General features: G+C 69.4%; 13 protein-coding genes. 11 read left to right on the forward strand and 2 right to left on the reverse strand.

The window, feature by feature from the left end; genetic code table 11:
* Positions 1-50: 50 nt before the first annotated feature.
* Positions 51-1,682 (forward strand): acyl-CoA synthetase, encoded by a 1,632-nt coding sequence (locus FZN60_RS05070; protein ID WP_158871735.1) that lies wholly within the window; start codon positions 51-53, stop codon positions 1,680-1,682.
* Positions 1,683-1,757: 75 nt separating this feature from the next.
* On the opposite strand, the gene FZN60_RS05075 is transcribed toward FZN60_RS05070, so the two are convergent.
* Positions 1,758-1,931, reverse strand: a complete 174-nt coding sequence (locus FZN60_RS05075) for a YdcH family protein (RefSeq protein WP_158871737.1) — start codon at positions 1,929-1,931, stop codon at positions 1,758-1,760.
* Positions 1,932-2,248: 317 nt separating this feature from the next.
* On the opposite strand from FZN60_RS05075, the gene FZN60_RS05080 reads away from it, so the two are divergent.
* From FZN60_RS05080 to FZN60_RS05120, 9 genes are all read left to right on the forward strand, one after another.
* The gene (locus FZN60_RS05080; protein WP_158871901.1) at positions 2,249-2,452 is read left to right on the forward strand and encodes a YdcH family protein; all 204 of its coding nucleotides are present in this window, start codon (positions 2,249-2,251) and stop codon (positions 2,450-2,452) included.
* Positions 2,453-2,484: 32 nt separating this feature from the next.
* The gene (gene purE / locus FZN60_RS05085) at positions 2,485-2,958 is read left to right on the forward strand and encodes a 5-(carboxyamino)imidazole ribonucleotide mutase (RefSeq protein ID WP_158871899.1); all 474 of its coding nucleotides are present in this window, start codon (positions 2,485-2,487) and stop codon (positions 2,956-2,958) included.
* Complete coding sequence (locus tag FZN60_RS05090; protein WP_199266486.1) at positions 2,955-4,043, forward strand: 5-(carboxyamino)imidazole ribonucleotide synthase; 1,089 nt, start codon at positions 2,955-2,957, stop codon at positions 4,041-4,043. The genes purE and FZN60_RS05090 overlap by 4 nt, the downstream gene beginning before the upstream one ends.
* Positions 4,040-4,315 (forward strand): amino acid transporter, encoded by a 276-nt coding sequence (locus FZN60_RS05095; RefSeq protein WP_246726598.1) that lies wholly within the window; start codon positions 4,040-4,042, stop codon positions 4,313-4,315. Before FZN60_RS05090 ends, FZN60_RS05095 begins: the two co-directional genes overlap by 4 nt.
* Positions 4,316-4,582: 267 nt before the next feature.
* A complete protein-coding gene (gene ykgO, locus FZN60_RS05100) occupies positions 4,583-4,708 on the forward strand; it encodes a type B 50S ribosomal protein L36 (protein ID WP_062017685.1) in 126 nt (41 codons plus the stop codon).
* A gap of 80 nt (positions 4,709-4,788) precedes the next feature.
* On the forward strand, positions 4,789-5,550 hold the full coding sequence (locus FZN60_RS05105; protein WP_158871739.1) for a tetratricopeptide repeat protein: 762 nt from the start codon (positions 4,789-4,791) through the stop codon (positions 5,548-5,550).
* A 71-nt stretch (positions 5,551-5,621) separates the two neighbouring features.
* Positions 5,622-9,236, forward strand: coding sequence for a hydantoinase B/oxoprolinase family protein (locus FZN60_RS05110; RefSeq protein WP_158871741.1), 3,615 nt, complete (start codon positions 5,622-5,624; stop codon positions 9,234-9,236).
* Positions 9,233-9,973, forward strand: coding sequence for an HAD family hydrolase (locus tag FZN60_RS05115; protein WP_158871743.1), 741 nt, complete (start codon positions 9,233-9,235; stop codon positions 9,971-9,973). Before FZN60_RS05110 ends, FZN60_RS05115 begins: the two co-directional genes overlap by 4 nt.
* Positions 9,974-9,999: 26 nt before the next feature.
* Positions 10,000-11,253: an AGE family epimerase/isomerase gene (locus FZN60_RS05120; RefSeq protein ID WP_158871745.1), complete on the forward strand. Its 1,254-nt coding sequence runs from the start codon at positions 10,000-10,002 to the stop codon at positions 11,251-11,253.
* A 45-nt stretch (positions 11,254-11,298) separates the two neighbouring features.
* On the opposite strand, the gene FZN60_RS05125 is transcribed toward FZN60_RS05120, so the two are convergent.
* The gene (locus FZN60_RS05125) at positions 11,299-11,724 is read right to left on the reverse strand and encodes a helix-turn-helix domain-containing protein (RefSeq protein ID WP_158871747.1); all 426 of its coding nucleotides are present in this window, start codon (positions 11,722-11,724) and stop codon (positions 11,299-11,301) included.
* Between the two features lie 551 nt (positions 11,725-12,275).
* Between FZN60_RS05125 and FZN60_RS05130 the strand changes: the two genes are divergently transcribed.
* Positions 12,276-13,793, forward strand: coding sequence for an ABC transporter substrate-binding protein (locus FZN60_RS05130; RefSeq protein ID WP_158871749.1), 1,518 nt, complete (start codon positions 12,276-12,278; stop codon positions 13,791-13,793).
* The last annotated feature ends 19 nt before the right edge of the window (positions 13,794-13,812 follow it).

Genomic DNA, 13,812 nt, shown 5'->3' on the forward strand with positions numbered 1-13,812 from the left:
CCCGATCCGCTATGGATTTTTCCGCAACGCGAAGATCGGGTGGGCACGCGATGGGCATCTACGACGAGCATCTGGACCGCAACGCGGCGAACTACCAGCCGCTGACGCCGCTGTCGCACCTCGCGCGGGCCGCTCTCGTCTTTCCCGACCACACCGCGATCATCCACGGTTCGCTGCGGCGCTCCTATGCCGAGTTCTACGCCCGCTCGCGCCAGCTCGCCTCGGCGCTGGAGAGGCGCGGCATCGCGCCGGGCGAGACGGTCGCGGTGATGCTGTCCAACACGCCGGCCATGCTGGAGGCCCATCACGGCGTGCCGATGTGCGGGGCGGTGCTGCTCTCGATCAACACGCGCCTGGACGCTGCGATCATCGCCTTCCAGCTCGACCATTCCGAAACCAAGATCGTGATCGTCGACCGGGAGTTCTCCGGCGTCATGGCCGAGGCCTTGACGCTCGCGAGCGTCAAGCCGCTCGTGGTCGACTACGACGACCCCGACTTTCCCGCCGACGCCCCGGCGAGGAAAGGCGCGCTCATCGGCAGCCTCGAATACGAGGCGCTCGTCGCCGAGGGCGACCCGGCCTACGAGTGGCGGATGCCGTCCGACGAGTGGGACGCGATCTCGCTCAACTACACCTCCGGCACCACGGGCAATCCGAAGGGCGTCGTCTACCATCATCGCGGCGCGGCGCTGATGGGCTACGGCAATGTCATCGCGGCCGGCATGGGCAAGCATCCCGTCTATCTCTGGACGCTGCCGATGTTCCACTGCAACGGCTGGTGCTTTCCCTGGACGCTCGCCGTCCAGGCCGGCACGCATGTCTGCCTGCGCTGGGTGCGGGCGAAGGCGATGTTCGACGCCATCGCCGACCACGGTGTCACGCATCTGTGCGGCGCGCCGATCGTCATGTCGACGCTGATCAACGCGCCGGCGGCGGAGAAGCGCGACTTCACCCAGACCGTCACCTTCAACACCGCCGCCGCCCCGCCGCCGCAGGCGGTGCTCGCCGGCATGCGCGACGCCGGCTTCGAGGTGACGCACCTCTACGGCCTGACGGAGACCTACGGGCCGGCGGTCGTGAACGAGTGGAAGCGCGAGTGGGAGGCGCTGGAAGGGCCGGAGCGCGCCGCGCAGAAGGCGCGCCAGGGCGTGCGCTACACCGTGCTCGAAGACCTGACCGTCATGAACCCGGACACGATGGAGAAGACGCCGGCCGACGGCGAAACCATCGGCGAGGTCATGTTCCGCGGCAACATCGTCATGCGCGGCTACCTGAAGAACCCGGAAGCGAGCGCCGAGGCCTTCCGCGGCGGCTGGTTCCACTCCGGGGACTTGGGCGTCATGCACGAGGACGGCTACATCGAGCTGAAGGACCGCGCCAAGGACATCATCATCTCAGGGGGCGAGAACATCTCCTCGATCGAGGTCGAGAACGCGCTCTACCAGCATCCGGCGGTGCAGACGGCGGCCGTGGTCGCCAAGCCGGACGAGAAATGGGGCGAGACGCCGCTCGCCTTCGTGGAGCTCAAGCCCGGCCGCGAGGTCACGGCGGACGAGCTGATGGAGCACTGCCGGGCGCGCCTCGCGCGCTACAAGTGCCCGAAGGAAATCGTCTTCGCCGAGATCCCGAAGACCTCGACCGGCAAGGTGCAGAAATACGTGCTGCGGAAGATGACGACCTGACCCGGTCGGCTCGACGGGCGGGACGTGACCCGGACGCGGCGATGCCGCGCCCGGGAAGGAATGCTACTCAGTCGCCTAGTGGCGGGACGTCTTCAAACGCTCCATCTCGTCCTTGAGCTGAAGCTTTCGCCGCTTCAATTCGCGGATCTCCTCGTCCGGGACCGCGGGCTTTTGGTGGACTGCCGACAGTTCCGCCTCCAGGGCGGAGTGACGCTGTTCCAAAGTCGCGATGTGGGCATCCAAGGACATCTTAGCTCCCTTCCTTCCAGTGGAATTCCGGCCGCCGCTCCGGCATGCCGGACGTAGTGAACCTGTCACAAACGGCTCCAGGTGTCGAACGGGTTCCGCTCGCCGCGGTGCGAAAATTCGACACCGCACCGCGAGACGGGCGTTGCCCGCGCGCATCGCCGGACCGGCAAATCCGCCGCTTCTCCGGGGAAAACCCGCAGGAAACCGCAGCGGATAGCAGGCCCGGGTTCAAACCGTTATCAACTTGTCTTAAGCGTAGGGCGGCGAGCGCAAGGCCCGGCCGGATGCTTCGCGCGGCGGCGTGTCGAGGAGAACGGATGTTGGATCAGGAACAAGCGTCGCTGCGCCTCCTGGCGGCGCGGCTGCGGCAGGAACATGCGGACTTCGACGCGGCGGTCAACGCCATGGAAGCCATGGGCTGCGACCGGCTGCAGGTGCAGCGCATGAAGAAGAAGAAGCTCGCCATCAAGGACAAGCTTCAGGACATCGAAGACCAGGTCATTCCGGACATCATCGCGTGAGCACGACGAAGGCCGCAGACGTCGCCGTCATCATGGGCAGCCAGTCCGACTGGCCGACCATGCGCTTCTGCGCCGACACGCTGGCCGAGCTCGGCGTGTCCTTCGAGGCGCGGATCGTCTCGGCGCACCGCACGCCCGAGCGGATGTTCGACTTCGCCCGCACCGCGCGGGACGCGGGCTTCAAGGTCATCGTCGCGGGCGCCGGCGGCGCGGCCCATCTGCCGGGCATGGTCGCGTCCATGACCATCCTCCCCGTCTTCGGCGTGCCGGTCGAGACCAAGGCGCTGGGCGGCGAGGACAGCCTGCTCTCCATCGTGCAGATGCCGGGCGGGATCCCGGTCGGCACGCTCGCCATCGGAAAGGCGGGTGCGATCAACGCCGCCCTTCTCGCCGCGAGCGTCCTGGCGCTTTCCGACGAGGGCCTCGCCGCCCGCCTCGCCGACTGGCGCCGGGCGCGGACGCAGGCCGTGGCCGAGCGGCCCGTCGACGAAGAGAGTTCGGCGTGAGCGCGCCCGCGCCCGGCCCGCTGCCGCCCGGCTCGACGATCGGCATCGTCGGCGGCGGCCAGCTGGCGCGCATGCTGGCCATGGCGGCGGCGCGCCTCGGCTACCGCGTGGCGATCCTCGATCCGGATGCCGACTGCCCGGCGGCGCAGGTTGCGACCCGGGTGATCGCCGCCCCTTACGCGGACAAGCTCGCCCTTCGATCGCTGGCCGAGATCTCGGCCGTCGTCACCTACGAGTTCGAGAACGTGCCGGTCGAGCCGCTGCGCGAGGCCGTGGTGGGCGTTCCGATCCGGCCGCAGCCCGACGCGCTGGAAGTGTCCCAGGACCGCGTCGTCGAAAAGGCCTTCCTCAACGGGATCGGCGTCGCGACCGCCGAATGGCGCGCGGTCGACGGCGAGGAGGAGATCGACCACGCGCTGCACGAGCTGCGCGGCGACTGCATCCTGAAGACGCGCCGCATGGGCTACGACGGCAAGGGCCAGGCGGTGATCCGCCACCGCTCGCCCGAAAGCGGCGTCTTCGAGGCTCTCGGCTCGGTACCGGCCATCCTCGAAGCCAAGGTGCCCTTCGCCTACGAGCTGTCCGTGATCGCCGCGCGCGGCCTCGACGGATCCTGCCGGGCCTATGATCCCGCCGTCAACGTCCACCGCCTCGGCATCCTGCGCCGGTCCACCGTGCCGGGCGAGATCGCGCCCGCGGTCGCGGCCGAGGCCCAGGCCATCGCCTTCCGCATCCTCCAGCGCCTCGACTATGTCGGCGTCATCGGCGTCGAGTTCTTCGCGCAGGCCGACGGCGGGCTCCTCGTCAACGAGATCGCGCCGCGCGTCCACAATTCCGGCCACTGGACGGAAGCGGCCTGCGCGGTGTCGCAGTTCGAGCAGCACATCCGCGCCGTCGGCGGCCTGCCGCTCGGCGACACGACCCGCCATTCGGACGCGGTCATGGAGAACCTCATCGGCGCCGAGGTCGAGACCGCCGCCGCCCTCCTCGCCGAGCCGAACGCCGTTCTCCACCTCTACGGCAAGCGCGAGGTCAAGGCCGGCCGCAAGATGGGGCACGTGACGCGCATCGCCCCGAGGGGATGAGCGATCCGGCGGGCTCCGCCGCGCCGGCCGATCCGAAGCGCCCGACTGAGGCGGAGACGGAGCGGATCAAGCTCAGCGCCTGCTTCATGAACGGCGTCGCCATCGCGATCCTGGCGATCGGAGGCTTGGCACCGTTCTTCTCCTGTCTCTACGGCTCGACGCCGAGTCCGCAGTCGCTCCTCTTTCTCGCGACGGTCGGCACGGTTTGCGCCCCGACGAGCGTCGCACCACGTTTGGCCGCGAGGCACACGCTGAACGGGCTGTTACGATGAGCCAAGACGTCGAGATGTTCCTCGCCTTCTTGACGATGCCGGTGAGCGGCCTCTTGATCGGTGCCTTCGTTTCCTGGATCAACATGCGCGAGATTTGCAGGATCAACCGCCGCTAAGCGCCCTGCCCGCCGGCCTTTCGGTTGACACAAAAGCGTCGGGCGGCTATCTCGCCATGCATCTGGAGGCGCGCCCTTGCGGCGCGTTTTTCTTTGGAAACCGGCGAAGCGAAGGATCCTCCCGCGTCGCCAGACGATCGTGGTGGAACCGATGAAGATCAAGAACTCGCTGAAGTCGCTGAAGGGCCGTCATCGCGCGAACCGCATGGTCCGCCGCAAGGGCCGCATCTACATCATCAACAAGGAAGCCCCGCGCTACAAGGCGCGCCAGGGCTGAGCCGGCGCGGCGGAGGCTCGATCCTCCGCTTCACGGCAACGTCGATTGCCGCATCGGGCGCGTGCCTCTAGCTTGGAGGCATGCGCCTTTTTTCGTCTCCCCTCCGCCAGCTTGCCGCTTTCGCCGTTCTGACGCTCGCCGCGACCGCCGCCGGCGCGCAGGAGCCGGCGCCGCCCTCCCCGTCGCCGCCGGGCGTGATCCAGCCCGGCGAGCCGCCGGGGGGCTCCGGCCGCTCGCCGATGATCGTCCCCGCTCCCGACGACCGGGCGCCCGCCGCGCCGGAAACCTTCGGTTCCGGCGCCTCGCCGGTCGTTCCCGGCGGCGCGCCGCCCCTCGATCAGGCGGCCGAAGCCGGCACGAAGGACGAGCGTCTCGACGCGCTGTTCACCGAGCTGCACCGCCAGCCCGTGGCGCTCATCGCGGAAAAGACAGCGTCGCGAATCGAGCAGGAATGGGTCCATAGCGGCAGCGCGACGGTGGACCTCCTGATGAGCCGCGCGGCGTCCGCCATGGCGAAGAACAACAACGCCGCCGCGCTCGATCTCCTCGACCAGGCGCTCGTCCTCGATCCGGACTTCGCCGAGGCCTGGAACCGCCGCGCGACGCTCCACTTCGCGATGGACGCCTACGGCAAGTCGATCGTCGACATCGAGCAGACCCTGCAGCGCGAGCCGCGCCACTTCGGCGCCCTGATGGGCCTCGCGCTGATTCTGGAGCGCACCGACCGCAAGGCGCAGGCGCTCGACACCTACCTGCGCGTTCTCGCCATCTACCCGACGCTGCGCTCGGCGCAGGAAGCCGCCGGACGCCTCGCCGACGAGTTGACCGGCCCGACGATCTGAGACGCCCCGGCTTGACCTTCGCTGGCGAACCGGCTCCGACTGCGCCCCGGCAAACACGGAGTGCGACGGCGATGGCGGCCAAGTGGGACTTCTGGATCGACCGCGGCGGCACCTTCACCGACATCGTCGCCCGGCGCCCGGACGGCTCGCTCAAGGCGCACAAGCTCCTGTCGGAAAATCCCGAGAGCTACCGCGACGCCGCCGTCCAGGGCATCCGCGAACTCCTCGGCCTTCCGGCCGGCGCGGCGATCCCGCCGGACACGATCGCCGGCGTCAAGATGGGCACGACGGTCGCCACCAACGCGCTCCTGGAGCGCAAGGGCGAGCGCACGCTTCTCGTCACGACCCGCGGTTTCCGCGACGCGCTCGCCATCGGCTACCAGGCGCGCGCCGACATCTTCGCCAAGCGGATCATCAAGCCGGAACTCCTGTATTCCGACGTGGTCGAGGTCGACGAGCGGGTCCGCGCCGACGGAACGGTCGAGGCGGCGCCCGATCTCGACGCCTTGCGCGGCGCCCTGGAAGCCAGGCGGGCGGAGGGCTACGGCTCCGTCGCGATCGTCTTCATGCACGCCTTCCGCTACCCCGCCCACGAGGCGATGGTCGGAGCGCTCGCTCGCGAGATCGGCTTTCCCCAGGTGTCGGTCAGCCACGAGGTCTCGCCGCTGATCAAGCTTGTCGGCCGCGGCGACACGACGGTGGTCGACGCCTACCTGTCGCCGATCCTCCGGCGCTACGTCGACCAGGTGGCGGGCGAGCTCGGGCTGGGCGCGGGCGAGGACGCCCCGCGGCTGATGTTCATGCAGTCGTCCGGGGGCCTTACCGAGGCGCACCTCTTCCAGGGCAAGGACGCGATCGTCTCGGGGCCGGCGGGCGGCGTCGTCGGCGCGGTGAAGACCTCCGAGATCGCCGGCTTCGGCAAGGTCGTCGGCTTCGACATGGGCGGCACGTCCACCGACGTTTCCCACTATGACGGCGCCTTCGAGCGCTCCTTCGACACGGAGGTCGCGGGCGTGCGGATGCGCACGCCCATGATGTCGATCCACACCGTTGCGGCCGGCGGCGGCTCGATCCTCCACTTCGAGGCCGGGCGCTTCCGGGTCGGCCCCGATTCGGCCGGCGCCAATCCCGGCCCGAGGAGCTATCGCCGCGGCGGGCCGCTCACCGTCACCGACGCCAACGTCATGGTCGGCAAGCTCCGGCCCGACCTCTTCCCGCCGATCTTCGGGCCGAACCGCGACCAGCCGCTGGACGAGGCGGCCGTGCGCGAGGGCTTCGCGGAACTTGCCGCGCGGATCGGCGACGGACGATCGCCGGAAGAGGTCGCGGACGGCTTCCTGCGCATCGCCGTCGAGAACATGGCGAACGCGGTGAAGACGATCAGCGTCCGGCGCGGCTACGACGTGTCGGACTACGTGCTCACCTCCTTCGGCGGCGCAGGGGGACAGCACGCCTGCATGATCGCCGATACGCTCGGCATGCGGACCGTGCTGATCCATCCCTTTTCCGGCGTCCTGTCCGCCTACGGCATGGGGCTCGCCGATACGCGCAGCGTCCGCCAGCGCACCGTCGGCCTGCCGCTCGCCGAGGCCGGCGAAGCGCTCGATCAGGCGCGCGGGGAGCTCGGCGCGGCCGTTCTCGACGAGATGGCGGCGCAGGGCCTCGAAGCCGGCGCGGTGACGCTCGAAGCGCGGGCGCACCTGCGCTACGACGGCACGGACACGGCCCTGCCGGTGGACCTCGCGGAGGCCGCCGGCATGGCGGCGGCCTTCGAGGCGGCGCACGAGAAGCAGTTCGGGTTTCGCTTCGAGAACCGCCGCATCGTCGCGGAATCGCTGGAGGTCGAGGCGGTCGGGGGCGGAACGCCGCTGCCGGAAACGGCGCGGGATACGACAAACGAGCCGCCGCGCCCGAGCCGGCGCGTGCCGGTCTTCTCGGCGGGCGCCTGGCGCGAGGCGCCCGTCTTCCGCCGCGAGGACCTGTCGCCCGGCCAGGGCACTGAGGGCCCTGCCCTTCTCGTCGAGGCGCACCAGACGATCGTCGTCGAGGACGGCTGGCGCTTCGAGGTGACCGCGCTCGACCACGTGGTCCTGACCCGCGCGCGGGCGGCCGAGCGCGAGCAGGCGGTCGGCACGCGGGCCGACCCGGTGCTCCTGGAGGTCTTCAACAACCTTTTCATGTCGATCGCCGAGCAGATGGGCGTGACGCTCCAGAACACGGCGTCGTCGGTCAACATCAAGGAGCGGCTCGACTTTTCCTGCGCCGTCTTCGACGCGGACGGCGCGCTCGTCGCCAACGCGCCGCACATGCCGGTGCATCTCGGCTCGATGGACCGCTCGGTCGAGAGCATCATCGCGCAGAACCGGGGGACCATCCGGCCCGGCGACGTGTTCGCGCTGAACGCGCCGTACAACGGCGGCACGCACCTGCCGGACATCACGGTCGTCACGCCCGTCTTCGACGATGCGGGCGAGACCATTCTCTTCTACGTCGCCTCGCGCGGCCACCATGCCGATGTCGGCGGCGTCGCGCCGGGCTCGATGACGCCGCTCGCGCGCACCGTCGAGGAGGAAGGCGTCCTCTTCGACAACGTCAGGCTGGTCGATCGCGGACGCTTCGACGAGGAGCGCATCGTGCGCATCCTCAGCGACCATCCCTACCCCACCCGCAACGTCGCCCAGAACGTCGCGGATCTGCGCGCCCAGATCGCCGCGAACGAGAAGGGCGTCCACGAGATGCGCCGGATGATCGCGCAGTTCGGGCTGGAGACCGTGCGCGCCTACATGGGTCACGTCCAGGACAATGCCGAGGAGAGCGTGCGCCGCGTCGTGGAGCGGCTGTCCGACGCCGAGTTCGAGTACCCGACCGACCAGGGCGCGACGATCCGGGTGAAGCTGACCGTCGACCGGACCAAGCGCGAGGCGACCGTCGACTTCACCGGTACGAGCCCGCAGGGCGACAACAACTTCAACGCACCCGAGCCGGTGACGCGCGCGGCCGTCCTCTACGTCTTCCGCGTCATGGTCGAGGGATCGATCCCGATGAATGCCGGGTGCCTGCGCCCGATCCGCATCGTGGTGCCGGAAGGCTCGATGCTGAAGCCCGCCTACCCCGCCGCGGTCGTCGCGGGCAACGTCGAGACCTCGCAGCACGTCACGAACGCCCTGTTCGGCGCGCTCGGCGCGCTGGCGGCGAGCCAGGGCTCGATGAACAACCTCACCTTCGGCAACGAGACCTACCAGTACTACGAGACGATCTGCTCCGGCTCACCGGCCGGCCGCTTCAACGACGGAACGGGCTTCGCCGGCACCGACGCCGTCCACACGCACATGACGAACTCGCGGCTCACCGATCCGGAAATCCTGGAAACGCGCTACCCCGTGCTCCTGGAGGATTTCCGCATCGTCGAAGGCTCGGGCGGACGCGGCACTTATCCCGCCGGCGACGGCACGCGTCGCACCATCCGCTTCCTCCAGCGCATGGACTGCGCGATCCTGTCCTCTCACCGGACATTGCGTCCGCACGGGCTGGAGGGAGGCGAGCCGGGCCGGATCGGCCGCACCAGCGTGCGCCGCCTCGACGGGCGGATCGAGGAGTTGAAGGGATGCGACCAGACGGTTCTGGAGCCGGGCGAAGCGGTGACGGTGGAGACGCCGACGGCCGGCGGCTACTGCCGGCCGGCATGAGCGCGCGCGGCATTCGGGCCGTCCTCTTCGACAAGGACGGCACCCTTCTCGACTTCGACGCGACGTGGGGGCCGGCCACCGCTTCGGTGCTCTCGACGCTGGCAGCGGGCGACGCCGCCTGCTTCGCCGAACTCGCCGACATCGGCGGCTTCGAGCCGGCGGCGCTGACCTTCCGGCCGGCTTCGCCGATCATCGGAGGCGACATCCCCGACTTCGCGCCGGCCTGGGCGGCCCGGATCGGCGTTCCGTTCGACGACGCCTTCGTGGCGCGGGTGGACGAACTCTTCCGCGCGGCGAGCCTCGCCTCGCTGACCGGCTACGCCGACGTTTCGGTCTGCCTCGATCGGCTCGCCGAGGCGGGTCTGCCGATCGGTCTGGCGACGAATGATTCGGAAAAGACCGCGCGAGCGCATCTCGACAAGCTCGGGCTCCTCGGCCGCTTCGCCTTCGTCGCGGGCTTCGACAGCGGCTGGGGCGGCAAGCCGGGGCCCGGCATGGTCGCCGCCTTCGCCGACGCCGTCGGCTTGCCGGCCTCGGCCGTCTGCCTCGTCGGCGACTCGCCGCACGACGTGGAGGCGGCACGGCGCGCCGGCGCCCGCCCGGTCGGCATCGCCCGCACGCCGCGCGCGGCGCAGGTGCTCGGCACGTCCGCCGAGCACCGCGTCGCATCGCTCGACGAGTTCTGCGCCTGGCTCGAACGTCCCGCTCTTGAAGCGGAGCCCGCGCCGGGCGCATAAGCGCGCGGACCAGCGGGAGGAGAGCCATGGCCGACGACGATCTGAAGGGTTCCTGGCTGGAGCGCCCGGCCCATCGCGAGTGGCTCGAGGACGAAAGTCGCCGCCTCTTGCGCTTCGCCGCGGCCTCGCGCCTCGAGCGCGGCGGCTTCGGGATGCTGGACGAGGCGGGCCGCCTGCCGCCGAGCGCCGAGGCCGACACCCTCTTCACCGCCCGCGCCGCCCATTGCTACGCCGTTGCCGCACTGCGCGGCGTTCCCGGCGCCAAGCCGCTTGCCGATCACGGCGTCGCGTCCTTGCGCTCCGGGCTGTTGCGCGACGAAGCGCGCGGCGGCTGGTTCGAGAGCGAGCGCGCCAAGCGCGAGAACGGCCGCAAGACGGCCTATATCCAGATGTTCGTCGCGCTTGCCGCGTCCTCCGCGCTCCTGGCGGGCTGCGACGGCGCGCGCGCTCTCCTGGACGAGGTGCTGACGCTGATCGAGGCGCGCTTCTGGTCGAACGACGAAGGCCGCGTCCTCGAAAGCTACGCCGACGACTGGAGCGACCTCGAGGACTATCGCGGCGGCAACAGCAACATGCACGCGACCGAGGCCTTCCTCGCGGTCGCCGACGCGACGGGCGACGAGGTCTGGCTGGAGCGCGCCCTCTCCATCGTCCGGGAGCTGATCCACGAGGGCGCGAGCGCGAGCGGCTACCACGTCACCGAGCATTATCGCGCCGACTGGACGCCCTGGCCGAACTACAACCAGGACGATCCCGCCCATTCCTTCCGCCCCTTCGGCATCACGCCCGGCCACGCCTTCGAATGGAGCCGGCTGGCGCTCGGCGTCGAGGGATCGCTTCGTCGCGCGGGCCGCGACGCGCCCGATTGGCTGGCGAGCGACGCGCGGGCGCTCTTCGAAGCGGCGCTCGCGGTCGGCTGGGCGCCCGACGGACGGCCCGGCATCGTCTACACGGCCGATTGGGCCGGGCGCCCCGTCGTCGACGCGCGCCTGCACTGGCCCGTGACGGAGGCGATCTCCGCCGCATCCATGCTGCTTCGCCGCACGGGCGACCCGCTCTTCGAGCGCTGGTACCGCCGATTGTGGGACTACGCAGAGACCTATCTCATCGACCGCGACAAGGGTTCGTGGCGGCACGAGCTGGACGCGCTGAACCGGCCCGCCGCGGCCATCTGGCCCGGCAAGCCGGATCTTTATCACGCTTATCAGGCAACGATCCTGCCGCTGCTCGGGCCAGCGCCGGCGCTCGCGCGGGCGGTGGCGGACCAAGGCGGCGCGTGAGACCAGGCGGCCGCGCCCGTTCGGTGCGGCCGGCTTCCCTGCCGATCAGGCGTTGGGATCGGTCTCGGTGCTCGGAGCGGGAGGAGCGCGGTCGTTGGAGACCATCTGGTCCAGCAACCGGTGCAGCGCCTTGCGCACGTCGGGCTGGAGAGAACGCATGCGCATGAGAAGCTGGAGCTCGCCGGGGCTCAGCGACGGCGACTCGGTCGAGCCCTGCGGATCACCGAAGAAATAGGAGATGTCGCAATCCAGCACGGCGGCGATCTGATGAAGGCGGCCGGCGCTGACGCGATTGACGCCTTTTTCGTACTTCTGAACCTGCTGGAACGTGACGCCGAGCGCTTCGCCGAGCCGTTCCTGCGACAAACCTTTTGCCAGGCGAGCGAGACGGATCCGCTCGGCGATAATCTTGTCGAAATCCGACACAGCCCTCGTGTTCTGCACGGGTTCGATCTTCGGTGAGGTTTTCATCGGGAATTCTGCAACACTGACACGACCCTTCTGGTCGGGTACCTACAAGTTCGGTTGTAGATCGTCCACCAGACGCGTCAAGCAGTTGTTTGTTGCCATGCCGGCCATTCTTGGGGCCATAAAAATCGATACAATGAAGCAATGGATCGATCGACGCTTGCCATGAGCGGCCCCAAATCCTCGCGACATAAAGACCTTTCGTTTTGCGTGTGAGCGATGGAATTGGACGGTCGGTGTTTTTTCGTAGCGCAAAATGAAAACTATACGCTGGCTACCGGCATGCTCTGGGTACCGCCCGATAGGTGTCGAGCCTGCCGAGAAGTGGAGGCCGGCCGAGCCGCCCGCCGAAACCCGCAACCCGCCGGCGAGCCGGCTCGGGCCGGCGGACGGCCCGTGACGAAGACTCGCGCCAGGGCCGACGAAGCGCTGGATAGTGGGCGGATGCGGCTTTTCTATCGCCGCAAGGGATGCGATGTGTGGCGCCGCAAAAAAGTTTCGCGGCGCGTTCCGCCCGCCACGCTGCCGGCTTCCGCCATCTCGACGGTGACACCATGCAGAACCCCCTGACTCGTCTTGCGAGACTCGGCCGCGCGACGGCCGCGGCCCTTGCGCTTCTCGGCGTCGGCACCGGGGCGACGCTCGCCCAGCCGCGCAGCGACATCGTTGTCGGGATGGCCATCGAGCCCGCCGGCCTCGACCCGACCGTCGCGGCCCCCGTCGCGATCGGTCAGGTCGTCTGGCAGAACGTCTTCGAGGGGCTGACGCGCATCGACGGCGAGGGCCGGATCCAGCCGCAGCTCGCCAAGTCCTGGACGGTCTCGCCCGACGGGCTCGTCTACACCTTCGACTTGGCGGAGAACGTCACCTTCTCCAACGGCGTGCCGTTCGACGCCGGAACCGCCAAGTTCTCGCTCGACCGCATGCGGGCGACCGACTCGACCAATCCGCAGAAGCAGTTCCTGGCGAACGTCGTCTCGACCGAGGCCCGCGATCCGAAGACCCTCGTCGTCACGCTGTCCAAGCCGGCCGCCAATCTCCTCTTCTGGCTGGCCTGGCCGGCCTCCGTCATGGTGGAGCCCGGTTCGGCGGCGACCAATCGCACCCAGCCCGTGGGCACCGGCCCCTTTAAGCTCGGAGAGTGGCGCCAGGGCGACCGGCTGACGCTGGTGCGCAACGAGACCTACTGGAACGCGGCGGACGCGCCCAAGCTCGACGGCGCGACGTTCCGCTTCATCGCCGATCCCCAGGCCCAGGCCGCGGCCCTTCAAAGCGGCGACGTCGACGCCTTTCCCGAGTTCGGCGCGCCGGAGCTCTACGCGGGCCTGGAGACCGACGACCGCTTCGAGACCGTCGTCGGCGTGACGGAACTCAAGGTCGTCGCCGGCCTCAACAACCGCATCAAGCCGCTCGACGATCCGCGCGTTCGCCAGGCCCTGATGATGGCCGTCGACCGCGCGAGCCTCGTCGAGGGAGCTTACTCCGGCTACGGGACGCCGATCGGCAGCCACTACACGCCGAACGATCCGGGCTTCCGCGACCTGACCGCCGTCCATGCCTACGATCCGGAGAAGGCGCGGGCGCTCCTGGCCGAAGCCGGCTATCCCGACGGCTTCGCGCTCTCCATCAAGACGCCGCAGATGGCCTACGCGACCCGTTCGGCCGAGATCCTGCAGGCCATGCTCGCCGAGATCGGCGTGACGCTGACGATCGTGCCGACCGAGTTTCCCGCTGCCTGGGTGGACCAGGTGCTGACGCGGCACGACTTCGAGATGACGATCGTCGCCCATGCCGAGCCGCTCGACATCGCCATCTATGGCCGCGACAACTATTACTTCGGCTACGACGACGCGCAGTTCAAAGCCGCGATCGCCTCGGCCGAAACCTCGCTCGACGAGGAGAAGCGGCTGGAGGCCTATGGCACCGCGCAGGAGATCCTGGCGCGCGACGTGCCGGCGCTGTTCCTGTTCGTGATGCCCAAGCTCGGTGTCTGGGACGCACGGATCGAGGGCCTCTGGCACGACGAGCCGATCCCCGCTAACGACCTGACAAGCGTGTCCTGGCGCGAATAGCTGGGCTCGCGCCGCCCCG

Source organism: Antarcticirhabdus aurantiaca, assembly GCF_009765365.1.
In the GTDB taxonomy this organism is placed as follows: Bacteria; Pseudomonadota; Alphaproteobacteria; order Rhizobiales; family Rhizobiaceae; genus Antarcticirhabdus; species Antarcticirhabdus aurantiaca.

What these genes read in the sequence shown, in the direction of transcription:
- FZN60_RS05130 (WP_158871749.1), top strand. Translation starts at nt 12,276, where the DNA reads ATGCAGAACCCCCTGACTCGTCTTGCGAGACTCGGCCGCGCGACGGCC.
- FZN60_RS05075 (WP_158871737.1), bottom strand. Translation starts at nt 1,931, where the DNA reads ATGTCCTTGGATGCCCACATCGCGACTTTGGAACAGCGTCACTCCGCC.
- FZN60_RS05120 (WP_158871745.1), top strand. Translation starts at nt 10,000, where the DNA reads ATGGCCGACGACGATCTGAAGGGTTCCTGGCTGGAGCGCCCGGCCCAT.
- FZN60_RS05115 (WP_158871743.1), top strand. Translation starts at nt 9,233, where the DNA reads ATGAGCGCGCGCGGCATTCGGGCCGTCCTCTTCGACAAGGACGGCACC.
- FZN60_RS05125 (WP_158871747.1), bottom strand. Translation starts at nt 11,724, where the DNA reads ATGAAAACCTCACCGAAGATCGAACCCGTGCAGAACACGAGGGCTGTG.
- purE (WP_158871899.1), top strand. Translation starts at nt 2,485, where the DNA reads ATGGGCAGCCAGTCCGACTGGCCGACCATGCGCTTCTGCGCCGACACG.
- FZN60_RS05095 (WP_246726598.1), top strand. Translation starts at nt 4,040, where the DNA reads ATGAGCGATCCGGCGGGCTCCGCCGCGCCGGCCGATCCGAAGCGCCCG.
- ykgO (WP_062017685.1), top strand. Translation starts at nt 4,583, where the DNA reads ATGAAGATCAAGAACTCGCTGAAGTCGCTGAAGGGCCGTCATCGCGCG.
- FZN60_RS05070 (WP_158871735.1), top strand. Translation starts at nt 51, where the DNA reads ATGGGCATCTACGACGAGCATCTGGACCGCAACGCGGCGAACTACCAG.
- FZN60_RS05110 (WP_158871741.1), top strand. Translation starts at nt 5,622, where the DNA reads ATGGCGGCCAAGTGGGACTTCTGGATCGACCGCGGCGGCACCTTCACC.
- FZN60_RS05080 (WP_158871901.1), top strand. Translation starts at nt 2,249, where the DNA reads ATGTTGGATCAGGAACAAGCGTCGCTGCGCCTCCTGGCGGCGCGGCTG.
- FZN60_RS05105 (WP_158871739.1), top strand. Translation starts at nt 4,789, where the DNA reads ATGCGCCTTTTTTCGTCTCCCCTCCGCCAGCTTGCCGCTTTCGCCGTT.